Origin of the sequence: Cognatishimia activa (genome assembly GCF_017798205.1) — a bacterium.
GTDB lineage: Bacteria > Pseudomonadota > Alphaproteobacteria > Rhodobacterales > Rhodobacteraceae > Cognatishimia > Cognatishimia activa_A.
Map to the genome: position 1 here is coordinate 915,264 of NZ_CP060010.1, position 23,419 is coordinate 938,682.

Here is a 23,419-nt window from a genome sequence, read left to right on the forward strand (position 1 = left end):
GTCTTCCTGTATACTTCGCCTCTATAGGCGTTCTTCGGTTGTACTATCGAAAATGTTCGCCAATGCGGCAGAGAACCCGATGGTCAGTGGATCCCCTGTTCTGAGTTCGGCCTGTCCGTCCAGGCGAACCCAGATTTGATGTTCTCCAACAAGCACGCGGGCTAATGTGTCCGAGCCCAATGGCTCGACCAGTTGCACTTTGCTTTCCAGTTTGATCGGGCTGGATGCTGCTTCCTCGCCGCATTGAATATGCTCGGGACGAATACCAAACCACGCCGCACCGTTGTCTGCTGATGAAGTGCCAAATTCATATCCGGCGGTAGAAAAGTCGCCTGCCGAGCACGTGAAGCTGCCTTTGGAGAGGTCACCGCTAAAGAAGTTCATTGTTGGGGAACCGATGAACTCCGCTACATACTTATTTGCAGGGCGGCTGTAGATCTCATTGGGGGTTGCGAGTTGCAAAATCTTTCCCCCCTTCATAATCGCAATGCGGTCAGCCAAAGTCATAGCTTCGATCTGGTCATGGGTCACATAGATCATTGTGTTGTCGAGGGTCTGGTGCAGTTGCTTAATTTCAACCCTCAAATCTGCACGCAATTTCGCATCGAGGTTGGAAAGCGGCTCGTCGAAAAGAAAGACATCAACGTCGCGTACCAAGGCTCGGCCAATCGCGACCCGTTGCCTTTGACCTCCAGACAGAGCGGCAGGTTTGCGTTTCAATAAAGGCTCGATTTGCAGAGTCTTCGCGGCGCGTGCGACACGCTCAGCGATTTCCGCCTTCGGCACGCCCGCATTCCTCAAGCCAAACGAAAGATTCCCTTCGACACTCATTTGCGGATAAAGCGCATAGCTTTGGAACACCATGCCAATGCCGCGATCCGAGGGTTCTTCCCAGGTGACATTGCGACCACCGATGTGGATCTGACCATCGGTGACGTCCAATAGCCCAGCGATGCAGTTTAGCAATGTCGACTTGCCACAGCCAGATGACCCCAAGAGAACTAGAAACTCACCTTTGCCAATTTCAAGGTTGAGGTCTTTGAGCACTTCGACAGAGCCAAAACTTAGATGGAGGTTCTTTATTTCGATGCTGGAATCCTGATGCACGGGCTTAGCCTGTCTCATCAAATCAGGGTCGAGCTCGATACCATTCGTTGTTGTATTTCCCATGACTTATCCTTTCACGGCACCGGCGGCGATACCGCGGACAAACAGTTTTCCAGAGACGAAGTAGATCACCAGCGGCACCAGGCCCGTCAGCAAAGTCGCGGCCATATTTACGTTGTATTCTTTGACGCCCTGGACCGAATTCACGATGTTATTCAGCTGCACCGTCATTGGATAGATTTCAGGCTTGGTGTAGATCACGCCGAACAAAAAGTCGTTCCATATGCCGGTGACCTGAAGAATGATCGCGACAACAAAGATCGGCAGCGACATCGGCAGCATGACCTGAAAGTAGATCCGCCAGAACCCTGCCCCATCGACCCGCGCCGCTTTGAACAGCTCTTCAGGAACGGAAGCGAAGTAGTTGCGGAACAAGAGCGTCAGGATCGGCATACCAAAGATCGAATGAACAATCACAAGCCCCCCGAGCGTTCCCATCAGACGAAAGTTGGTACCTGTTGCCGCTGCGATGACATCGCCAGTTTCACGAAGTAGGATAACGATTGGATAAATCATCACCTGATATGGGATGAAGGCTCCAAAGATCAGAATAGTGAAGAACACTTCAGACCCTTTGAACTTCCAATTCGCTAGTGCATAACCGTTCACCGAAGCGATGATGATCGAGATAATCACCGACGGAACCATGATACGTACGGAGTTCCAGAAACCGCGCGACAAACCTTCACAATTGATGCCGGTGCAGGCCTGTGACCAGGCTTTCACCCAAGGCTCAAATGTAACCTCCACAGGCAAGGCGAATACATTGCCCAGACGGATCTCTGGCATGCCTTTCAAAGACGTTACGATCATGACGTAGAGCGGGAGCAGATAATAAACCGAAGCCACAAACAAGGTGCTGTAGAGCATGATGTTGGCGGGCGACAACCGCTTGCGCGGCTTTGGGCCACGTGGACCCTCGAGGCGTGTCGATGGATTAGTCACGACGTTTTCCTCCGAATTCCAAATATGCCCATGGGATGAGAACAACGAGCACGCTGACGAGCATCATCGTCGAGGCTGCGAAGCCCTGACCGAGGTTCTGTGACTGGAACATTTTTTCGATAACGTATTTGGCAGGCACTTCCGAGGCGATGCCCGGCCCACCCGATGTTTGGGCCACCACAAGATCGTAAACTTTGATGATACCAGAGGCGATTAGGACCAATGCGGTCACAAAAATCGGGCGCATCATAGGAATAATCACCACCAGATAGGTCTTCCAGGTCGCGATGCCATCGACGCGCGTGGCCTTCCAGATGTCCTCATCAATGCCGCGCAGACCCGCGAGCATTATCACCATGATAAAGCCCGAGCCCTGCCAGATCCCTGCGATCAGAATGCCATAGATCACGATGTCCGGGTTGTTCAGTGGGTCAAAAGCAAACCCGCTCCACCCCAGTTTCTGCACGACAGATTGAATGCCGAACTGAGGGTTCAGGATCCACTGCCACACAAGGCCTGTTACGATAAAACTCAGCGCGAAAGGATAGAGGAAAATTGTGCGAAATACTGCTTCCCCTCGAATTTTGCGATCCAAGAGAGCCGCCAGTGTAAAGCCGATCACAAGGCTAAGGATCATCGAACAGATCCCATAGATTGCCAAGTTCTCAATCGAAACCAACCAGCGCCGCGTGCTCCACAGACGTTCATATTGATCCAAACCCACCCATTTGTCTGGCGCGGGTAGCAAGCGAGATCGGGTGAAGGAATGATAGATCGTCCAGACCGTACAGCCGATAAAAACCACCAGAGCAGTGAACACCATAGGGATCGACGCGATCTTCGCTGTCATGTTTTTGAACATGCGATTGGGCGGCTTTCGCGAACTTCTGTCCTGTCGCACGGACGCATTCTCGGTGATCGACATGAAAATTACCTACGTATTGAAGCGACCACACATTGGCGGTCAGCGCGGGTTCAGCTCCGAAAAGCTGAACCCAACGGTGGATTAGTCAGCGTCTGCAATGATCGCCGCGAAACGCTCTTGGGCGTCAGCCGCGGAGTATGACGGATCATTCCAAAACTCGACCATCAGGTCTTCGATCTGACCTGAAGTGTCCGGAGACAACGTCTGATCGCCACTTGGGAGGATGGCGCCGGAGGCCAAGATCTCGAGACCCTTCTGCATACAGTCATTCGCTGCAGACAGATCGACGTCGCCACGCACTGGCAGCGAGCCTTTTTTCAGGTTGAAGGAAACCTGAACTTCTGGAGACAACAACAGTGCCGCCAGCTCTTTCTGAGCGGCTTCGATGTCTGCGTCGTTCTGTTTCGGGAAGTAGAACGCGTCACCGCCGGTTGAGATGATCTCATTCACACCCAAGCCTGGCAGACAGGTGTAGTCTACGCCTGCGGTCTGTTCTGCAACGGCGAATTCACCTTGCGCCCAGTCACCCATAATCTGACCTCCTGCTTGGCCGGTAATGACGAGGTTGGTCGCTTGGTTCCAATCCTGAACGTTTGAGTTTGCAGCAAATGTCCGCGCGTTGGCGGCTGCTTCAAATACGCGTGCATAGTCCGCGCCACCGGCAACTGCAGCATCTTTGTCAACGTTGACGGCTGTCCAGGCATCAATGCCTGCGATTGCGATCGCCATCACGCCAAAGGCACCTGAGGACTGCCAAGGCTGTTGGCCCATCGCCAGTGGGATCTTGCCAGCAGCTTCAAGCGCGGGCGCTGCAGCGACAAACTCGTCCCAATTGCTTGGTACGTCGACCCCTGCGTCAGCGTAGGCTTTGTGGCTCAGCCAAATCCATTGCCAGGAGTGAATATTCACAGGCGCGCAATAAACGCGACCATCCACGGTACAACTGTCCAGCAGTGAAGACGGGTTTACGATATCTTTCCATCCCTCAGCTTCGGCAACATCGGTGAGGTCGAGAAGCAATCCTGCTTCGATCAACTCTTCTGCCTGACGGCCATGGTTCAGCTGGGTGGCATGCATTGGGTCACCGCCGAGAATACGGCTGATGATGATTGGCCGCGCCGTACCACCAGAGCCAGCGATCGCACCATCCACCCAATTGTGCTCCGTCTTTTCGTTCAGCGCCTTAGCGAATTCAGACACCGCAGCGGCTTCACCGCCGGACGTCCACCAATGAGTAACTTCGAGATCAGCAGCTGTCACAGCGGTCGCTGCACACAGTGCTGTTGTTCCCACCAGAATGTTCCGGATTATGTTCATTTTTTCCTCCCTTTTCGGACCCACGGGTCCAGCGCTCAATTTAGAGCGCAACACTTTGTAATCGATTACATTGCGAAACAAACGATTGCTTGTAATCGATTACAAAGATAGTCTAACTGGCAGCCCCTCTGTCAACACTATAATAATTTGATCGTGAAAATAAGTTATGAAGGCTTTGAGCATTGGATAGAAAAGCGGTTACAGTACAAGACGTTGCAAGAGTTGCTGGCGTTTCAACTGCGACAGTGAGTCGAGCACTTTCAGACCCAAATAAAGTCAGTGAAGATGCCCGTACCGCTGTCAGAAACGCCATTTCAGCAACCGGATACAGACTAAATAAAGCTGCAAGAAACCTGCGAAAGCAGCAAGCAGGTGCTGTACTGATTCTAGTGCCGAATCTCGGAAACCCATTCTTTTCGCAAATTCTTCAGGGAATCTCGGCCGTATTCTCAGAGACCGAGTTCTCGATTTTGGTATCCGACACATCTGATCAATCGAAACGTGATCTGAATCTTGTCGACTACTTCCTCGACCGCCGGATCGATGGTTTGATTTCTCTGGATGGCGCCCTTTCGATTTCCGAACTAGAATTGTTTAAGCATCACTCCGTCGACGACAGGATTGTATTTGCCTGTGAATGGAGCCCTCTCGTCGACTTCCCTTCGGTTCGAAGCAACAATGCTATGGGTGCGAAGTTGGCAATCCAGCACCTATACGACCTTGGCCATCGAAAGATTGCACACATCACCGGACCAGAAGGCAACGTTCTAACGCGCGAGCGCCGCGAAGGAATGCTTCAGGCACGGCAAAAGTTGAACCTTCCAACCTGTGCAGAATGGATAATACGAGGTGATTTCTCGCTGAACTCTGGCTTTCTCGCAGCACAAGAAATTGCAGGTATGGACGATCGTCCAACAGCCGTTTTTTGCGCCTCTGACATGGTGGCAATCGGGCTTATTTCTGGCCTAAAGCGTGAAGGTATCTCGGTACCTAACGACATTTCTGTGGTTGGCTTTGACGATATTGAAATCGCAGAGTTCTGTGATCCGCCGCTGACTACGATCAAGCAAAATCGGGTAGGACTTGGACGCGCCGCTGCAGAGCAACTACTTGCGCAAATGGGCGCTCGCGCTGGAAAACCAGACGGAATAGTGCAGCTGGACGTTCAATTACAGACACGCGAAAGTACCGTGGCACCAGCACCATAGACCGTCGACTGACGACGTTTAGACATCTCAAATTGCCTCAGAAAATTTTGGTCGACCCGCACTCAAATTGACTCGCTCCACCCATAGCACTTTGCCATCACTCATTTGTCGACAGGATACTTGCGCTTGATGAGCTCGACTTGGCACTGTGTCAATAATCTTGGATTTAACCCCCTTGCCAATACCGCAAGTTTCGCGGTTTCCTCTAGCTCTTCATAGGCATAGGCCGCTTTCCGGAGGCTTCGTCCTGAAACTACCGGACCATGGTTTGCCAGAATAACCGCGGCGTGTTCGCCGTTTAGTTCTCTCACCGATTGCCCCATACCGTTATCACCTGGAAGAAAGAATGGGAGAAGCTTCACCTTGCCCAGCAACATGATTGCATAGGGTGTCATCGGTGGCAGCACATTGTCCGGATCAATACCAGGCAACATCGATAACAGCGTCGCGTAGGTCGAATGCAAATGCACGACTGCTTTTGCAGAAGGTCGAGTTTCGTAAAACGCCATGTGAAGAGGGATTTCCTTGGTGGGCGGATCACCATCCAACAACTCCAATGTGGGACTAAGGTGACTAATTCTGGACGGCTCCAGAGACCCCATAGAACTTCCTGAGGGCGTGATTAAGAATGAACCATCTGACAGCTTGACCGAAAGGTTTCCGGTGGACCCAGGGGTAAGTCCGCGATCGAACATAGATTTCGCAATGCGAGCAATGTCTTCGCAAGTTTGGGACAGCTCGCTCATGCACCTTCCTCCATCAACGCTAGTGCCCTTTCGAAAAAATCGGCCGAACCAAAATTTCCAGACTTAAGCGCTAGCGCTAGAGGTCGGTTGGGCAATCGAACCACCGGAACTCCAGGTGCGATCCTTGGACCAATAATCAGGCTCTTGGCGTCTAAGCCATTAACAACTGAACCGGAGGTTTCACCTCCCGCCACGACAATTCGCGAGACGCCACTATCCGCAAGCAATTTGGCAAGCTTGGCAAAGAGTTTTTCGATCGCTTGTGCTGCGATCTCTGTGCCAAACCGTTGTTGGGCCTCTTTCACAACTTCGGGATCTGCCGAAGAGTAAACGATGGGAACCTTTGTCTGTTCGACTGCCCAGTCTCTAATCGTCTCTGCTGACAAGACGCCGTTAATCACATCTTCGGCCAGCACTTCAAATGAAGGGTTTGATGCTTTGAAGTTTGCGACCTGTTCGCGTGTCGCTGCAGAACAACTGCCTGAAATTACGACGCCTTTTCCGATCAACGATGCCCATCGAGGTGTCGCAGGCTCCACTCCAAAATTGTGCGGCAGCCCCAAAGCAATCCCCGACCCGCCACACAGCAATACTTGTCCGTTGGCGGCATCTCCAATGGTGAATAGATCTTCATCGTGGATGGCATCGACGATGGTCATGGCTTTTGAAGACGGCAATGCCTCGCGGATGGCGATAGAGCCCCGTTTTACGACTTGTGCTGGAATATGCCTGACGTCCCAAGACGTCTGCGCGGCCAGAACACGCCTCAGGTCTGCATCTTTCATTGGTGTAAGCGGATGATCCTTCATGCCACTCTCATTGAGCAATACATCATTGACGAAAAGATGCCCCTGATAGACGCTGCGGCCGTTTTCGGGAAATGCGGGGCATGTTAATATATGCTTGGCGTCCAGACGGTCTGCCAAGGCTTCAAGAACAGGCCCGATATTTCCTTTTGGGGTGCTGTCAAACGTAGAGCAAACCTTCAAAACGACTTGTTCAACGCCCTGTTCCAGCAACCACTCGCAAGCCGCAAGGCTATCGGCCACGGCTTCGTTGACCGGCGCTGTTCTTGATTTCAAAGCGATGACGCCAGCCTGCAACGAAGCCTCTGCGGGCTCGTTTGGGACACCAATAAATTGAGTTACCGACATGCCAGCCTCGGCAAGAGTCAGGGCTATGTCGGATGCTCCCGTGAAATCATCTGCGATGACACCTAGTTTCATTTTGGGATCTCTGAGATTGGGCCAACGTCTAAGCGACTTATGTGATCCGCCAAACCTTTGGGAAAGATCTGTCGAACGATTGGATCATGGCCGGGAATGATAAGCTCTGGTTTAGAGGCCAACGTCTCAAGCGTCTTGAAACCATCCAGCATGTTCTTGAGGTCGACGACAATTGGGAATGGCTTTCGCGCGATGAAATTCTCGTAATAGTGAGCTGCGTCCGAGGCCAAAACCATCCAACCCGATTGCGTGCGCACGCGAACTGCCTGCAGGCCGCGCGAATGCCCCCCGATACAATGCACGGTGACACCGTCAGCAATCTGGCTGTCACCCTCATGAAACGTGAGTTTCCCGCGGTATAAGCGCGTTACGGCCTCGCACACATGGCCCGCAGTGAAAGGCGCGCGTAAATGATCGTGACACATGCATGGCCCTGTTGCGAAGGCCATTTCTTCGGACTGCATATGAAGATGCGCATTAGGAAACAGTGCCAACCCGCCTGCATGATCATAGTGCATATGTGTCACGATGATCTCGTTGATATTCTCAGGCAAAAGCCCAAAAGGTGCCAGAGCCTCGCCCGGATCTAACCGGATCGGGCGACCACGCAGCTTGGCTTCAGCGTGGTCATACCCCGTGTCGACCAAAATCGATCTGTTTCCATCTCGCAAAAGCCACATGAAGTAGTCCATTGCGTGGGGCGCATCATGATTGTCGTCAAAGATAAAGCTGTCCGCGCGGGTACGCTCATTTCTGTCCGCGTATTTAATCGCGTGAACTTCCCAAATTCCAGTGGCACCACTCATCTGTAGACCTCGCTAAACAACCGAACGTGTTTATCCAAAACCATATCCGCAATTTGGGCGTCGAACGTCAAAAAGTGGTCAGACGCAAGATGGACGTCAAAGGCAGCGCGGTCATCGTAGACTTCGTAGAGGACGATATCTTGAGCATCTCGACAGATCTCGAAAACATGGCATCCCGGCTCCGCATTCAGCGACTGCGCAGCATTCGCCTTCATGAGAGGTAAGAAATCCTTCATCCGCCCTTCTTTGATGGCAAAGGTGACGAGTACTACGAACACTTAAACTTCCTTTCCACGCAACCGGGCAAACCCGCGTTTCAACATCGGAATCTGCGCTGCAATCAGAGCGATATTCAAAGCTAAGAGGACTGCGGCACCTGGTCGAGACACAAAAAGACCCAGACTTCCATCCGACAGGAACAGCGACCGGCGGAAGGTTTCATCAAAAAGCCCCCCCAGAATAACCCCGATGACGAGCGGTGCGATCGGATATTTCATCATGTTCATAAAGTAGGCCACAAAGCCAACGCCGAGCATGAGGTAAAGGTCGTTGATACCGCCGCCCACGCTAAACGATCCGATGGCCGTCAAAACCATCACTATCGGCAGGAAAACAGTCTGTGGTATTCGCAGAATCTTGATAAAGAACTTCGCCGTAAACAGGCCCAGAACAAACATCGTAAAGGACGCCAAAACCATGATCGCAACGACACGCAGAATGATCTCTGGGTCGATTGTCGGACCAGGAATAACGTTGTTGATTTTAAACGCCCCCATGAGGGCTGCTGCAGGCGGTGATCCGGGAATGCCTAAGACCAACAATGGGATCAGCGCACCACCAATGCAGGCGTTGTTCGCAGTTTCCGAGGACAAAAGGCCTTCCAATGAACCTTTACCGAACTTGTCCCCTTCTTTGGAAACTGTTTTCCCGACTCCGTAGGAAACCCAACCTGCCACGTCTTCTCCGACGCCGGGCAACGCTCCCACACCTGTGCCAATAACTCCTGAACGCGAAATTGTCGGCATGTATCGGCGCACTGCGGCCAGATTTGGCAATATGCGCCCCTGCAATGCAACCATCTGCCCAACGTTCATGTGGCGCAGGCCGTCTATAATCTGAGGCACGGCAAATGCGCCCATCAAAACAGGTACGACCTGAAAGCCTGACAGCATGTAAGACCAGCCAAATGTGTAGCGAGGCTCCGATAGGAGTGGGTCCAGCCCGACCATCGCCATTGCGAGTCCAATCAGCCCAGATATCCAGCCCTTGATGACCAGATCTTCGCTCATCAAGGTACCTGACAAAAGGATTCCAAACAGCGCAAGAAGCGCCTTTTCAGGGCTGGCGATGTTCTGTGAAAGCAAAAGCAGCACCCATACAAAGATCAGGAGAGCGACAGTCCCAATCAACGTCCCAATAAAACTTGCTGTCGTCGTGAGGCCCAGCGCTTCGCCACCTCTTCCGGCCTTCGCCAAAGGATGTCCGTCCATTGCCGTCGCCGCGCTGGCCGCAGTGCCGGGAATATTGAGCAGAATGGATGGATATGACCCCCCATAAATTGCACCTACATAGGCCCCCAAAAGCGCGATAAGCGAGTAATCCAACGGGATTTTGTTGCCGAAAAACCCTGTCAAAATGGTAACGGCCAGCGTTGCAGTGAGCCCGGGAAGCGCACCGAATGTGATGCCCAGAAAGACTGAGATAATCAGATAGGCATAGGTTAATGGGTCGACGACCAGAGCGACAAAAGCGGCTCCAAATCCAGCCAATTGCAAGAAAATGAAGTCCATTCTAGCGGCTCCAGAGCGGTTTGATGTTCACGAAGTAATGATACTCAATTTGACTGAAGAGCAGTCCTGAACGGTTCGGGACATTCTGACGAAACCCAAACGCCATGGCCAAAACCAGGAGTGTTGGTGCCAGTATCGCAATGATCGGAATTGCACGCGCCACACGATCTTGGCGGTTTGTAGCAAGGACCCACAGAGTCAGTCCAAACCAGAGCACCAGCGCCACCCAATCGTCGTCATGGGCTTTCCATTCCGATCGCGGAAGATGCGCTGCAAGGGCATATAATCCTGCAATCGCGACGATCAGCGTCACCAGGATCATACGATCAGATCGACCTCCATGATAGCCATAGATAAGGCCCGTAATCAGCAATCCCGACCCGATGATGAAGTCGACCCGTGGCACCAAGCCAACGATGTAGAAAAACAGAATGAGCGCGAGCGTGCTAAATCGCAAAGCTTCGCTGCGATTCCAGCCTATCCCAACCCGTGTCAGAGCGAGCCTAGCCCCGCCCGCCTTTATTGAAATGTTCATGAGAACAAGCGACAGAACAAGCAGTGCTCCAAAGATGCCAAAAGGCACGAGGGCTGCAGAATTGTACCAATCAGCACCGCTTACTCCTGCGCGGTTTTGCCCGAACAGGGGGATGAAAGACGTGCGCCAAAGGAAAAATACAGACAGGAAAAACAGGACGATTGCGCCCCAAAAGTCCCTTGCGCGAAGGATTTCCTGTTCGGTGGGAGAGTTCAATTTTGCCTCCAGTGCAACCATGTTCGGGCAAGTGAAAGGCGCGCCTGGCGACGCGCCCAACTTGAGTTGATTGTTTTAAGGTTTCTCGATGCCAAGCGACGCGGGATCGACGGTCGTCGCGCCAAGGTCTTTCAGCGTGTAAGCAAATGTGCTTTCCAGTGTCGCGAACAGCGCCTGCGCTTCTTCGCCGTACTGGCCGCCAACATCATAGTTATTCGCGACAGCCCACTCGGCAACGACGTCAGACGCAATCGCCTTTTCAAAAGCATCGCCCAATTTCGCCTTCACATCATCAGACGCCGAATTGTGCACGGCAAAGCCGATGGCTTGCTTGAGTGGCAGGTATTTGTCCAACCCGTCATAGATGTCAAAGGCCGAAGGAACACTCATGCCTGCGATCTCGACGGACTCTGGTGTCAGCATTGCCAGCGGTTTAAGTTTCCCGCCTTCAATCAAAGCGGCCTGTTCTGCCAAAGAGGTCACAACCAATGCGACTTCACCTGCAATCGCGGCTTCTTGGCCCGGAGCAGACCCTTTGTAAGGTACGAATTTGAATGTGGCATTTGCACCATTCTCGATCGCCAAAAGGTTCAGGTGATGGATAGAGCCAGCGCCTGAAGCTGCTGCCGGAATAGTACTAGGCGCAGCTTTGGCTGCATCAACCAGCTCTTGCAATGTGTTGTAAGGGCTGTTCGCAGGCACAGAAATCAGGTCTGGCGAACCTCCGACGATAAACGGATACCAGTAGTCAAATTTCTGGTCCCAGCCGCCTTGTACAGCAGCCGTCACGTTGGATTCCGAAAGACCGACCAAAGTGTAGCCATCGTCCGCTTGGTTTTGCACATAGACCATGCCGTTGGATCCGGCGACACCACCAGTTTGGTTGATAACGTTGATCGACACAGGAAGGTGTTTTTCCATCTCGGCCATGATCATGCGATTGATGGAGTCTGTGCCTCCACCTGCGCCCCACACAACCGCTGTGGTGATATCGCGGAATGGATATTCTTGGGCCAAGGCACCGCCTGCCAGCCCTGTCACGAGCGCGGCTGCACCCGCAATTTTTGCAATGTTGAGTTTCATTTGATGTCGTCCTCCCAGACTCAATGCGTTTATTGTTGCATTCATTTGCGTATGCATTAATTAATGCGTTGTCAAATTTTTTTGCGCAATCTCGTGCAAAATGCCAAAGTTAAGAAGTCAGAAGGGGAACAGTGTCTATGAGTAAGACATTTGAAATCGCGGTATTCGCAGGCGACGGTATTGGCCCGGAAATCACTGATCCTACAGTGAAAATCCTTCGTGCAATGTCAGATGCGTCCAATGAATACAGCTTGAACTTTCAAGACTTACCCGCTGGCGCAGCACATTACGCAGCAACCGGAGAATCGCTTCCAAAAGACTCTATGGACGCAGCTCGCCAGGCGGATGCGATTCTACTTTCCGCAATGGGTTTGCCAGATGTGCGCTATGCGGACGGAACGGAAATCTCGCCACAGATCGACCTTAGAAAGGAACTGACGCTGTTTGCTGGCGTCAGACCAGTTACCGTTCGCGAGGGACAGCGTGGACCACTCTCCCTTCCTAAAGGCAAAGAGATCGACTTTGTCCTCATTCGCGAAAGCACAGAGGGCCTTTTTTATTCGCAGGGCTGTGGCGAAATTACTAACGACGAAGCCCGGGAAACACTTCTGATCACGCGCGACATTTCGGAGAAATTATTCAAATTCGCCTTCGAACTTGCGGGCAATCGAAAGAAGGCAGGTCGCGGACCGGGACGCGTAACCTGTGTGGACAAAGCCAATGTCTTTCGCGCGTTTGCTTTTTTCCGAGAGTTGTTTGATCAGGAAGCCCTCCGCAACCCCGACTTAGTTGCCGACCATGCTTATGTTGACGCAACTGCGCTTTGGATGGTTCAGAAACCATGGGACTTTGACGTTCTCGTAACAGAAAACATGTTTGGTGACATTCTATCAGATCTTGGAGCGGGGCTAATGGGCGGCCTTGGGCTCGCTCCTTCCGCTGACATCGGGTTGGAGCATGCGGTCTTCCAACCCTGCCATGGATCGGCGCCTGATATCGCCGGTCACGGCCTAGCGAATCCTTTCGCCATGATTTTGTCGGCCGCGATGATGTTGGATTGGCTAGGGATCAAACATAGCAATGAGGCTCTAGTTGCAGACGGCAATCGTCTTCGCGAGGCTGTCGAGCGCGTTGTCGCGAGGGGCAAAACATTGACGCGAGATCTGGGCGGTACGTCTGGAACTGACGATGCCGCTGCGGCGGTCCAAGCCCTTGTTGCGATGGAAACCGTATGACACAGAGTATCAAAGTCGCGTGCGTCGGAGCAGGTTACTTTAGCAAGTTTCACTACGAAAGTTGGGCGCGTATGGACGATGTCCAAGTCGTCGGCTCATGCAACTGCGATATCAGCAAAGCACAGGCGACGGGATATGCCGCCTATGACGACCTTTCAAAAATGCTGTCGGACACCAACCCAGACTTGCTGGATGTTATTTTACCCCCTGTTGCACATGCTCAGACGATAAAAACGGCCATTGCACAGGGCGTTAAAACGATCATCTGCCAAAAGCCGTTCTGTCAGGATATCCAAGAAGCCAAAAGCATGATCGCGTTGGCAGACGAGGCGGGAACAAGGATTGTTGTCCACGAAAACTTTCGGTTTCAACCTTGGTATCGTCAGATCAAAAATGCACTAAGCGAAAATGCGATTGGCGAGGTTCAACAACTCACATTCAGACTGCGGCCGGGTGACGGACAAGGCATGGATGCTTACCTGGATCGGCAACCATATTTTCGCGAGATGAAGAGATTCTTGATCCATGAAACTGCGGTCCATTGGGTCGACACGTTTCGTTTTCTTTTGGGTGAACCAACCGCCGTTTACGCAGACTTGCGCAAGGTGAACCCAGTCATTGCCGGCGAGGATGCCGGCTATGTGATTTTTGATCACCCTAATGGCGTGCGCGCCATATTCGACGGCAATCGCAACCTGGATCATGCCGCTGACAATCTCCGCCGCACGATGGGTGAAGCGTTGATTGAGGGCTCTAAGGGCTCTCTTGTTTTACGCGGTGATGGGTCAATCTCGCTACGAAAATTCGCGCAAACGGAAGAAGCAGAAATTTCAGCAGCTGACACTTGGGACGGCTTTGGCGGCGACTGCGTACATCACTTGCAGAGCCATGTGATTTCTGGCCTAATCCACGGATCGGACATAGAAAACGAAGCTAAAGACTATATTCGTGTCATCGAAATAGAAAACGCGATCTATAGTTCCGCCGAGACAGGGCAAAAAACAGCATTGGACTAAACTTGGTGCAACCATCGGGCAAACAACTTTCAACGACCCAGCGCGCGGTTCATTTGCTTCGCGAAATGATTTTTCGGGGTGACTTGGCGGCAGGCTCTGATCACCTTGAAAGTGAACTGGCCGTGCGTCTTGAAATGTCCCGCACCCCAATTCGCGAGGCTGCGTTGACTCTGGAAAGCCAAGGCTTGTTGGAATTGAGGCCTCGCAAAGGCGTTCGAATTTTGCCGGTTTCGCCAGATGACATGGAAGAGATTTATGACGTTCTCACAGAGCTCGAGTGTTTGGCAGCACGCCGTGCAGCGGAAGCTAACTATTCTCAGCCCGACTTGAAAGCACTCGCCGCGGCTATTGAAAATATGGAGCTTGCCCTCGAGAGTAACGACCTTGAGAACTGGGCGAAATCCGATGACTTGTTCCACAGAGAGCTTGTCAGGCTCGGGCAAAACTCGCGCGCTTTCTCGGTGTTTGAAATGATGAATGACCAGGTACGCCGTGCGCGATCAGTTACGCTGTTTATGCGCCCCCTGCCCGTTCAATCTAACGAGGATCACAGGCAACTGTATGAAGCGATTGCGAATGGAGACGCGACAAGAGCTGTCGAAATTCACCGTGACCACAGACAAAACGCGAAACATATGATGTTGGATTTGTTAAGCAAACATCGCCTGAACAGCGTCTGAATAACCAGTTTTGGTTAATTGGTTTTATAACGGTGGCGCTAATGGAACTTATGAAGTTTCTTGGAATAGTTCAGTTTCAACAACACTTTAGTTTCAGCCGACTGTGTTTGGCAATGCATAAACCCCGCGGTTAACGGTACGAAGAGTCCAAATTTAAGTCTTCGCGCAAGTAGCGAAAGTCAGCTTTCCGCCCTTACCGATCCTCTGAGCAGCCTCATCTGACTGGTCCAGTTTGATTGTTAGTGCATCGTTGGCCTCTGATCCATCTGTATGATGGTTTCCGGCGCCTGTGGTCTGTAACCCAATGCGCTGTGGGGCCTCTTCGTGTTGTAGTGCTTCCTCCATTCTTCGATCAGTATTTGAGCTTCACGCAGGCTGTAGAATACCTCGCCATTGAGAAGTTCATCTAGCATCCGCCCGTTGAAGCTTTCACAGTATCCATTTTCCCAAGGTGATCCCGGTTCAATGTAAGCTGTCTTTGTGCCTACGGCAGTTATCCAATTCCTAACGGCCTTTGCGACGAACTCTGGGCCATTGTCGGAACGTATGAATGCTGGTGGTCCACGCAGGATGAACAGATCCGTCAGGGCGTCGATGACATCTGCAGAGTTCAATTTGCGCTGCACCTTGATAGCCAAGCATTCACGGCTGTGCTCATCAAGAATGTGCAGCGTGCGAAAGACCTTGCCATCATCTGTCCGGCAATGAACGAAGTCATAGGACCAGACATGGTTACGGTATTCCGGCCGCAGCCTTACGCATGAGCCGTTATTCAGCCAGAGCCGACCCTTCTTTGGTTGTTTAGCTGGAACCTTAAGCCCCTCTCGTCGCCATAGTCGTTCAACACGACCATCGCTGACTGACCAACCGGCTTCTCTTAACAAAGCGGCAATCCGACGATACCCGTATCGACCAAACTGACGAGCCAGCTCAATCATATCCGCAACCAGTCTGTATTCATCTGGGCGACCTCGGGGAACATGCCTTTGTGTCAAACGATGTTGTCCCAGTACGCGGCATGCTCAGCGCTCAGAGACCTTGAACTGGCTGCGCACGTGATCAATGCAGGCCCGGCGACGAGCGGGGCTCAGAAGTTTCCCCGTGCAGCTTCCTTCAGGATCAATTTGTCCAACGTCAAATCCGATACGGCTCTTCTGAGCCGCTCATTTTCCTTCTGAAGCCGCTTCAGTTCTTTCAATTGATCTACGCCCATTCCACCCGTCGCCATTGTCGCTCGGACCAATGGCGCTCTCAATGGCTCCATTCTTTCGCCAGCGGTAATAGGTTGTTCAACAACACCGATCTGTCTGATCGCATCAAGACGAGACATGCCTTGCCCCATAAACACCTCAACTTGCCGTAACTTCGAAACTATCTCTTCTGGCTTCGGTCTCTTGTTTGCCATTCTTGGTCCTCCGCTTCCTAAACATAAGGGCGGACCAGTTCAGTTGGGGAGGCTCAGGCCAAGTAGGACAAAAGCATATCACGAGATTCTCGCAAAGCGCGATGAGACACCCTTGATCGTTTGCTCAGCTAAAAATTGGATTCATATACTAAACGGGCGGAAAACCGACCTTCGCTGCAGGCGCAATCACTTGAAAGGCGATAACCGAAAGCCGACCATCAAAAAAATGCTGCCGGTACGTGAGTCCGAAAGTGCGGGTAATCCACACAAAGTCACTTTTCTCATCGTTCCCAACGCTAAATCAGATCATTACATTATCGAGCAGGTACCCCCTTTGGCCTTTGCATGCGCTTTTGGGCCGCAATGCGGAAGGGGGCGTTGGGGCCACCGAACCCGCGATAGCCGTCTACACGCTGGATGATTTCAAAGAAAAACCCAGCGGCCGTGGTGGGTGCGTAGCATTGAAAGAAGCTGCCGCTATCGTCTTGATCGTAAAGCACATTGTGTTGCTGCATCTGCGCCAGAAGGCCCGACGGCAAATCAAAACGCGCGGTCAGATCGGCATAGTAATTTGACGGGATCTCAAGTGTTTCAAACCCTCGATCTTTAAGGGTCGCCAGTGTGGCAAAGATATCTTGCGTCGCAAGCGCGATGTGCTGGACCGAGGCCCCAAATGTCTCTGCCAAAAAGGATCCCGCCAAGGTGCGGTGTGTGTCGGCCCCATTAAGGGTGACTTTGAACGCGCCATCCTTGGTTTCTACGACCTGACTGCGCACCAGCCCATCAGGATCAATCACATCAGCGATCGGGGATTTCTGCATCTCAAACAAGGAGGTGTAAAACAGCGACCAGCTTAGCATTTCATCATAGCTCATGGTCTGAGCCAGATGGTCGATATGGGTCATGCCAGCGCCCGTCGGGGCGGCGTCAGAGGCAAATTCGCGGCTCCAGACCTGATCCATGTCTGCAGTGTCATCCAGCAAATGCATTAACGATCCCGACAGGCCTTTGATCGCGGGAATAGGCAACTCACCGGGTCCCAGAGGTTGCGAAAAAGGGTCCGCCCCAAGCGCCTTTGCCCGTTCCGCGGCCGCTGTGGCATCCGCCACTTTGATCCCCAGATCACAGACTGACGTACCCCGCGCGCTCCACATGCTGGCGGCATGTCCCGAGGTTTCTTCATTGATCACAATACGAATATCGCCCTGCTGCCAGAGCGTCACCGCCTTGTTGAGATGTGTGCCGACCTTCTCGAAGGCCAGCGCGGACAAGAGGCTTTCAAGATTGCGCGCCTCTTCGCCCCTGCTGGCGAACTCGACAAAGCTCACGCCCAAGGGCTGCGCGCGAGCAGGTATAGTCGGGCCGTCAATGTCGGGTTCTGCTCGGGCCACATCGTCCATCAGGGCCACCAAAGACCGATAGCCGTCTTGCGCAATCGACTTCGTATTGCCGCCCCGGAACTGATCATTGAAGATCTCAAGGCTGATCGGCCCCGCGTATCCCGTCGCCATGACCGCCTGCATAAAGCGTGTGACATCCAGATCGCCTTCACCCGGCATGTTGCGGAAATGGCGCGACCAATAGAGCAGGTCCATCTCGATCAAAGGCGCGTCGGCCAGTTGAACAAAGAAGATCTTGTCGCCGGGGATCGAGCGGATCGATTCAGGGTCGAGCTTGCGACCTAGCGTGTGAAAACTGTCTAAAATCAGGCCTGTATTGGGGTGATCTGCGCGGCGCACGACCTCCCAGGCGTCGCGGTGGTCATCGATGTGACGCCCCCAGGCGAGGGCCTCGTATCCCACGCGCAGCCCCCGTTTGGCCGCACGTTCCCCCAGCTCGTGAAAGTCTGCAGCAGAGCGGTCGATGCCCCCTAGCGATTTTGGATGCACGGACGAGCAGATCAGGATCAGATCCGTGCCCAATTCCTGCATCACATCGAACTTGCGTTCCGCCCGATCAAAGGCCTTGGCGCGATAAGGTTCGGGTAGGGCTTCAAAATCGCGGAAGGGCTGGAAAAGCGTGATCTCCAGACCATGATCGCGGATCATATCACCGATTTCGCGCGGGCTGGCCTCATCAGCGATAAAGTCTTGCTCAAAGATCTCGATGCCATCAAAGCCCGCCGCCGCAATGGCTGCGAGTTTCTCTCTGAGGTTGCCAGAGATCGATACTGTGGCGATCGAGGTTTTCATCGCTTAAGCTCCTGTTATTGAGACCCATTTTCCGTCTGCGGCATTGGATTGCACCGAAGCGTCGACAAAATGCACACCCGCCGCGCCTTCGCTGACTGTTGGATAGCCAAGCCAGCCTTCGGGCGCTTGGATCCCATCTCGCCGCGCGGCCACGGCCATGGCGAATTCTGTGTAAAGATTGGCCCAGGCCTCAATCAGCCCTTCTGGGAAACCGCGTCCTGTGCGCACAAACCGTTCGGTAGCGTGCGAAATCCCGTGCCCGTGGCCACGGGTCAGAATCTGATCGGGCTGGCCGAAGATGTTCAGCTTTAGGTGCTCGGCCTGTTCCATGTCCCACTCTAAGCCGCCGTCAGATCCAAAGATCCGCAGCCTTAGCCCCCCGCGATTGCCGGGCGCGAGGCGTGTGGCCATCAAGGTGCCGGGGACTTCGCCTTCATAGCAGGTGGACATAAACACCGTATCTTCCAGCGGCTTTGGGCTGCCGCAGACGTGGAATTCGGCCCGTAGATTCGTCATGCGCAGACCCGACACGAATTGCGCCAGATGCGCCGCATGGGTTCCGATATCTCCGACACAGCTGGTGGGCCCAGAGATCTTGGGATCCAGCCGCCATTTCACATGCGGCGCGTCGCCTACGTCTTCGGGCGTCATCCAGTCCTGCATGAATTCCACGTGAATCTGGTTGATTTTGCCCAATGTGCCCGCCGCCACGATCTCACGCGCCTGGCGGATCATGGGATAGCAGGACATGGCATAGCCGACGGCAAAGACCCTGCCGCTTTGCGCGGTTGCGGCGACCAAGGCGTCGGCTTCGGCTGTTTCATTGGTCAGGGGCTTGTCACAGATCACGTCGATGCCTTGTTCCATAAAGGCTTGAGCGGCAGGGAAATGCATGTGGTTGGGTGTGGTGATCATCACCGCATCTACGCCGTCGGCGCGGGCGGTTTCGGCCTTGGCCATTTCTTCAAAGGACACATAAGAGCGGTCTTCGTCAAAATACCATTCAGCACCGCGCGCTTTGGCACGTTCAGCGTCGGAAGACAGCGCACCGGCAACGACCTCCCATCGGTCACTGAGCCGCGCGGCCATTGCTTGGGTCTGCGAGATCCGGCCGCCTCCGACGACGCCCAGCCGCAGACGGCGGCTCAGGCGAGGGAATGGGCCGTTGAAATCAATCTGATCAGGAAGGAGTTTTTCAGTCATAAGCGGTCTCTAAGCCGGCGGGCTTGCGCCTTCAGGCAGCATCTCGACTGCCATGAAGATCGACGGGGTGATGGTTTCAAACTGATGCCACGGGAAATTGCCCTCGGCGTCATACATGGGACGATGGGTGGTGCCCGGCGCCATGGGTTCTTCGAGGTAAAGCGTGCTCACGTCCTTTTCCCGGCACTGCTGCATTTTGCCGAAACCCATGATCTGGGTGTGGACCTCGCGAAACCCCGGCACAGGGCAGAAATCGTGATCCTTGTGCAGGCCCACATTCAGCGGCACCGAGCCTGAGTGATACATGGTAAAGCCAAACTGCCCACGCCAGACTTTCTTGGACATGTAATGGCTGATCCCGCGCAGACGTTCCTCGCCGCGCACATCAAAGGCCGAGGGCCAAGTGTCGCGGACCTGCTCCATGAGCGCGAGCTCGTCGGGGTGAGCGTCGATCCCGCCGATGACAACGGCATGGGTCAGCTCTGACAGCGCGACATCCGATACGATCACCGATTGCAGATGCGCTAGGCTCTGGGCGCGGATCCGGATGGGTGTTTCAGACAGGTTCAGCACAATCGCCTTGCCCGTTACGCTGTAACGCGGCTCCTTTGTGATAAGGTGAACCGAGAAAAACGGGTCCGCAAAATCCAGTGTCTCAACCGGCATGAGCGATGTCCTTTTGGTGTTGGTTTTCTGACAGAGGAAAATTTTCGGGCAGGATCTCGGGCATTGGGCACTGGCTCGAGATATCAACAAAACCCCCATGACGCGGCGCGGCCTCGATGCTGCTCATGACTTCGAGCACATGCTGGGCGAGCGCTCCGCTGGCGCGCACAGGGCGGTCATCGCGCACCGCATAGGCCAGATCCAACAGGCCAAGGCCGCGGCTGTCTTGGTTAAATCCATGGGTGTTCTCTGCCACCAGCCAGTCGCCACGACCCGTCGGGCGCGGCTGGAATTCCCAGCGGGATTCCTTGCGGGTGCGATACCACACAGGGCCTTGGAAGATATTCGCGCCATGCACCGGATCGGGATCGGGGATACAGATCGTGCCGTCTTCGCCATAGATCTCGAACCGGGGCGTTTCCGAGTCCCAGATATCAAAGCTCATAGTCATCGAGGCGATCGCGCCATTTTGAAATTCGAGCATCGACTGCGAATGGGTGTCGACCTCGACATCCATCCACTCTCCATGACGCGGGCCGTTTTCGATCATGCGTCTATCGAATGTTTTGCGGGCCATACCGCTGACGCGAGAGATGGGGCCAAGGAGGAACACCATTGCGGTCAGATAGTATGGCCCAAGGTCGAGCAATGGCCCTCCGCCGGTCTTGTAGTAAAAGTCCGGGTTCGGATGGTGCCGCTCGACCCCATGCGTGCCGACAAAGGCCATGGCGCCGGTTGGCTTGCCGATGACGCCTTGGTCGATGAGTTTGCGCACGGTCTGCCAGCGTCCACCGAGGAACGTATCCGGCGCATTGCCCACTTTAAGCCCCTTAGCACGCGCCAGATTGAGCACGCGTTGACCGTCTTCCACCGTGGTCGCGAAAGGCTTTTCGGAATAGACATGTTTGCCCGCGCCCAAGGCCTGCATGCTGATCTCGGCATGTACCGCAGGGATCGTCAGGTTCAGCACGCAGTCGATACTTGGATCCGAGATGATCTCTTCTGGCGTGCAACTGCGCGCGATGCCGTATTGGTCCGCCTTGGTGCGGCTTTCCTCGGGGTTGAGGCTGCCACAGGCGACGATCTCTAGCTCGGGAAACCGCGCGCAAGTCTGCAAATAGATATCACTGATACGCCCGGTTCCTATCAAACCGATCCGAAAGGGGCTCTCCCCCTTGATTTTACTCATGTTTTACCCCTGGTATCCGAACATGCGCGGCAACCACAGCACGATGTCGGGGATCAAGATCATGGCCAGCAAGGCGGCCAGAAGGATGGCCAAAAAGGCCCAGATTTCACTGATAATTTCCTTGAGCGGGATGCCCGTGACTGCGTTGATCACGAACAAAAGGATGCCATAGGGCGGCGTGATCAGACCGATCATCGAGTTCACCACGATCAACACGCCAAAATGCACCAGATCGATACCCAGCTCTCGGCAGGTCGGGATGAAGAGCGGGATGATCACGAGGATAATCACAGTCGCGTCCAGAATACAGCCTAAAAGCAGCACGAGGATATTGACCAAGAGCATGAACATCAAAGGGCTGATGTCGGCACCTGCAAACATGTCCGAGATCGCTTGGGGCACGTTTTCCTGAATGACGATATAGGTCAGGATCATCGAAGCGCCGATCACCAAGCCTACAGAGGCCGCAGAGCGCGCGCTTTCGACAAAGATTTCGTAGAGCGTTTTCAGTTTGATCGCCCGATAAAGACCTGCGGCGACCATCAGGGCATAAAGTGCAGCAATCGCAGCGGCCTCGGTCGGCGTGGTGACGCCGGAATAGATGCAGCCCAAGAGGATCACTGGCATCAACAGTGCAGGCGTTGCACGCACGGTCAGACCAGGGATTTCGCGCAGAGGCACAGGTTCTTCCTGACCAAAGCCGCGACGGTGGGAAATCACAGAGTTCATGCCCATCAACACCACACCCATCACAAGCCCGGGCACGATGCCAGCAAGGAAAAGATCTCCGACAGAGGCGTTGGACACGAGCGCATAGAGGACCATCGGGATCGACGGTGGAATGATCGGGCCGATGGTGGCTGTCGCGGCGGTGATTGCGGCTGCGTAACCTCGGGTGTAACGCCCGCTTTTGACCATCATGTCGATGATGATCTTGCCGATACCTGCCGCATCCGCGACCGCAGATCCTGACATGCCCGAAAAGATCAGGCTGGCGACCACATTCACATGGCCCATACCGCCTCGGAAGCGACCTACGAGGGCAATGCAGAACTGCAGCAAACGATCCGAAATCGAGCCTGCATTCATGATATTGGCCGAGGCGATGAACAGCGGAACTGCCAGCAATAGGAACCCATCAAAGAGGCGTTGCACCATGGTGGTGCCCGCAATTGCAAGGTCTTGTCCAGAGACGCCCAGATAAACCAGAACACCCACGATGATCGCATAGGCCACAGGCGTGCCAATCGCGGCCATCCCGAAGAGGGCAATCATGCCCATGATCAGCTCAAGGCTCATTGCTTTGCCTCCTCATCATCAGAGACATTGCCCACAAGCATGTCGATCTCGGTCTCAGGCGGGCCGAACCGCAGCACGGTATAGATCCGCCACAGGTAGCGCAGCGTGACCACGACCATCAGCATCACAAAAGGCGCAAAGAGCCATTTGATCGGGATCCGGTCTCCGGTGATCGGAATGCGGATGGTTTGGATTTTCTTGAGTTCCATCAGGCGGTTGGCAAAGACCGTCTCGTAGGTTGCCGGAAAGGCGTAGAGCATGGCGGCGACCATCAACACGGCGGTAATCAAAGCCAGAATTTTGCGAACGGGCGGCGGTGCGGCCAGATAAACCACGTCAAAGGTCACGTGATCCTGCTCGCGTACGATAAAGGAGCAGCCGAAGAAAATCACAAAGACCCAGAGCAGCGAGATGAGGACAACCGACCAGCCAATCGGCTCAAGGAAGGGCACATAGCGAAAGATAATCTGCAAAAGAAAGGTAATAAAAATCGCCGCCAAGGACATGGCGGCGATAAATTCTGCGCCGCGGGTGAACCATTTTGAAATCGTCTTCATTGCTGGGTCTCCC

Annotated in this window: 21 protein-coding genes and 1 pseudogene; 4 read left to right on the forward strand and 18 right to left on the reverse strand. The window is 53.8% G+C overall.

Going from position 1 to position 23,419, the window contains the following annotated elements:
• Positions 1-21 precede the first annotated feature (21 nt).
• The 4 genes from HZ995_RS04445 to HZ995_RS04460 form a co-directional block, all read right to left on the reverse strand.
• Positions 22-1,125: an ABC transporter ATP-binding protein gene (locus HZ995_RS04445; protein ID WP_209358155.1), complete on the reverse strand. Its 1,104-nt coding sequence runs from the start codon at positions 1,123-1,125 to the stop codon at positions 22-24.
• Between the two features lie 48 nt (positions 1,126-1,173).
• Complete coding sequence (locus HZ995_RS04450; RefSeq protein WP_245168751.1) at positions 1,174-2,112, reverse strand: carbohydrate ABC transporter permease; 939 nt, start codon at positions 2,110-2,112, stop codon at positions 1,174-1,176.
• On the reverse strand, positions 2,105-2,974 hold the full coding sequence (locus tag HZ995_RS04455) for a carbohydrate ABC transporter permease (RefSeq protein WP_370394449.1): 870 nt from the start codon (positions 2,972-2,974) through the stop codon (positions 2,105-2,107). Before HZ995_RS04455 ends, HZ995_RS04450 begins: the two co-directional genes overlap by 8 nt.
• 144 nt (positions 2,975-3,118) lie before the next feature.
• Positions 3,119-4,354 carry an ABC transporter substrate-binding protein gene (locus tag HZ995_RS04460; RefSeq protein ID WP_209357472.1) on the reverse strand — a complete coding sequence of 412 codons (1,236 nt, stop codon included), beginning with the start codon at positions 4,352-4,354 and terminating at the stop codon, positions 3,119-3,121.
• A gap of 182 nt (positions 4,355-4,536) precedes the next feature.
• Here HZ995_RS04460 and HZ995_RS04465 point away from each other — a divergent pair, with 182 nt between their 5' ends.
• Entirely contained in the window at positions 4,537-5,562 is a 1,026-nt protein-coding gene (locus tag HZ995_RS04465) for a LacI family DNA-binding transcriptional regulator (RefSeq protein ID WP_209357473.1), read from the forward strand.
• Between the two features lie 101 nt (positions 5,563-5,663).
• Here the strand turns inward: HZ995_RS04465 and otnC are convergent, their stop codons facing one another.
• The 7 genes from otnC to HZ995_RS04500 all read right to left on the reverse strand — a co-directional run bounded on the left by otnC (position 5,664) and on the right by HZ995_RS04500 (position 11,964).
• A complete protein-coding gene (gene otnC, locus HZ995_RS04470; protein ID WP_209357474.1) occupies positions 5,664-6,308 on the reverse strand; it encodes a 3-oxo-tetronate 4-phosphate decarboxylase in 645 nt (214 codons plus the stop codon).
• Positions 6,305-7,534, reverse strand: a complete 1,230-nt coding sequence (gene otnK, locus HZ995_RS04475) for a 3-oxo-tetronate kinase (protein WP_209357475.1) — start codon at positions 7,532-7,534, stop codon at positions 6,305-6,307. Before otnK ends, otnC begins: the two co-directional genes overlap by 4 nt.
• A complete protein-coding gene (locus HZ995_RS04480) occupies positions 7,531-8,340 on the reverse strand; it encodes an N-acyl homoserine lactonase family protein (RefSeq protein WP_209357476.1) in 810 nt (269 codons plus the stop codon). Before HZ995_RS04480 ends, otnK begins: the two co-directional genes overlap by 4 nt.
• Positions 8,337-8,618 (reverse strand): putative quinol monooxygenase, encoded by a 282-nt coding sequence (locus tag HZ995_RS04485; RefSeq protein ID WP_209357477.1) that lies wholly within the window; start codon positions 8,616-8,618, stop codon positions 8,337-8,339. Before HZ995_RS04485 ends, HZ995_RS04480 begins: the two co-directional genes overlap by 4 nt.
• Positions 8,619-10,130: a tripartite tricarboxylate transporter permease gene (locus HZ995_RS04490; protein WP_209357478.1), complete on the reverse strand. Its 1,512-nt coding sequence runs from the start codon at positions 10,128-10,130 to the stop codon at positions 8,619-8,621.
• A 1-nt stretch (position 10,131) separates the two neighbouring features.
• Positions 10,132-10,881: a hypothetical protein gene (locus tag HZ995_RS04495; RefSeq protein WP_245168753.1), complete on the reverse strand. Its 750-nt coding sequence runs from the start codon at positions 10,879-10,881 to the stop codon at positions 10,132-10,134.
• Positions 10,882-10,956: 75 nt separating this feature from the next.
• Positions 10,957-11,964, reverse strand: a complete 1,008-nt coding sequence (locus HZ995_RS04500; protein WP_209357480.1) for a Bug family tripartite tricarboxylate transporter substrate binding protein — start codon at positions 11,962-11,964, stop codon at positions 10,957-10,959.
• A 137-nt stretch (positions 11,965-12,101) separates the two neighbouring features.
• On the opposite strand from HZ995_RS04500, the gene HZ995_RS04505 reads away from it, so the two are divergent.
• From HZ995_RS04505 to HZ995_RS04515, 3 genes are read left to right on the forward strand one after another with little or no spacing between them, the layout of a single operon-like run.
• A complete protein-coding gene (locus tag HZ995_RS04505; RefSeq protein WP_209357481.1) occupies positions 12,102-13,199 on the forward strand; it encodes an isocitrate/isopropylmalate dehydrogenase family protein in 1,098 nt (365 codons plus the stop codon).
• Entirely contained in the window at positions 13,196-14,215 is a 1,020-nt protein-coding gene (locus HZ995_RS04510; protein ID WP_209357482.1) for a Gfo/Idh/MocA family protein, read from the forward strand. The genes HZ995_RS04505 and HZ995_RS04510 overlap by 4 nt, the downstream gene beginning before the upstream one ends.
• Positions 14,216-14,220: 5 nt before the next feature.
• Positions 14,221-14,895 (forward strand): GntR family transcriptional regulator, encoded by a 675-nt coding sequence (locus HZ995_RS04515; RefSeq protein ID WP_245168796.1) that lies wholly within the window; start codon positions 14,221-14,223, stop codon positions 14,893-14,895.
• A gap of 239 nt (positions 14,896-15,134) precedes the next feature.
• Here HZ995_RS04515 and HZ995_RS04520 read toward each other — a convergent pair.
• From HZ995_RS04520 to HZ995_RS04550, 7 genes and pseudogenes are all read right to left on the reverse strand, one after another.
• Positions 15,135-16,300, reverse strand: a pseudogene (locus HZ995_RS04520) (IS3 family transposase).
• A gap of 314 nt (positions 16,301-16,614) precedes the next feature.
• A complete protein-coding gene (locus tag HZ995_RS04525; RefSeq protein ID WP_209357484.1) occupies positions 16,615-18,492 on the reverse strand; it encodes a bifunctional sugar phosphate isomerase/epimerase/4-hydroxyphenylpyruvate dioxygenase family protein in 1,878 nt (625 codons plus the stop codon).
• Between the two features lie 3 nt (positions 18,493-18,495).
• Positions 18,496-19,695 (reverse strand): Gfo/Idh/MocA family protein, encoded by a 1,200-nt coding sequence (locus tag HZ995_RS04530; RefSeq protein WP_209357485.1) that lies wholly within the window; start codon positions 19,693-19,695, stop codon positions 18,496-18,498.
• Positions 19,696-19,704: 9 nt separating this feature from the next.
• Positions 19,705-20,361, reverse strand: a complete 657-nt coding sequence (locus HZ995_RS04535) for a hypothetical protein (RefSeq protein WP_209357486.1) — start codon at positions 20,359-20,361, stop codon at positions 19,705-19,707.
• Positions 20,351-21,550, reverse strand: a complete 1,200-nt coding sequence (locus HZ995_RS04540) for a Gfo/Idh/MocA family protein (RefSeq protein WP_209357487.1) — start codon at positions 21,548-21,550, stop codon at positions 20,351-20,353. Before HZ995_RS04540 ends, HZ995_RS04535 begins: the two co-directional genes overlap by 11 nt.
• Positions 21,551-21,553: 3 nt before the next feature.
• Entirely contained in the window at positions 21,554-22,849 is a 1,296-nt protein-coding gene (locus tag HZ995_RS04545) for a TRAP transporter large permease (protein ID WP_209357488.1), read from the reverse strand.
• Positions 22,846-23,406 carry a TRAP transporter small permease gene (locus HZ995_RS04550; RefSeq protein WP_209357489.1) on the reverse strand — a complete coding sequence of 187 codons (561 nt, stop codon included), beginning with the start codon at positions 23,404-23,406 and terminating at the stop codon, positions 22,846-22,848. Before HZ995_RS04550 ends, HZ995_RS04545 begins: the two co-directional genes overlap by 4 nt.
• Positions 23,407-23,419: the final 13 nt, after the last annotated feature.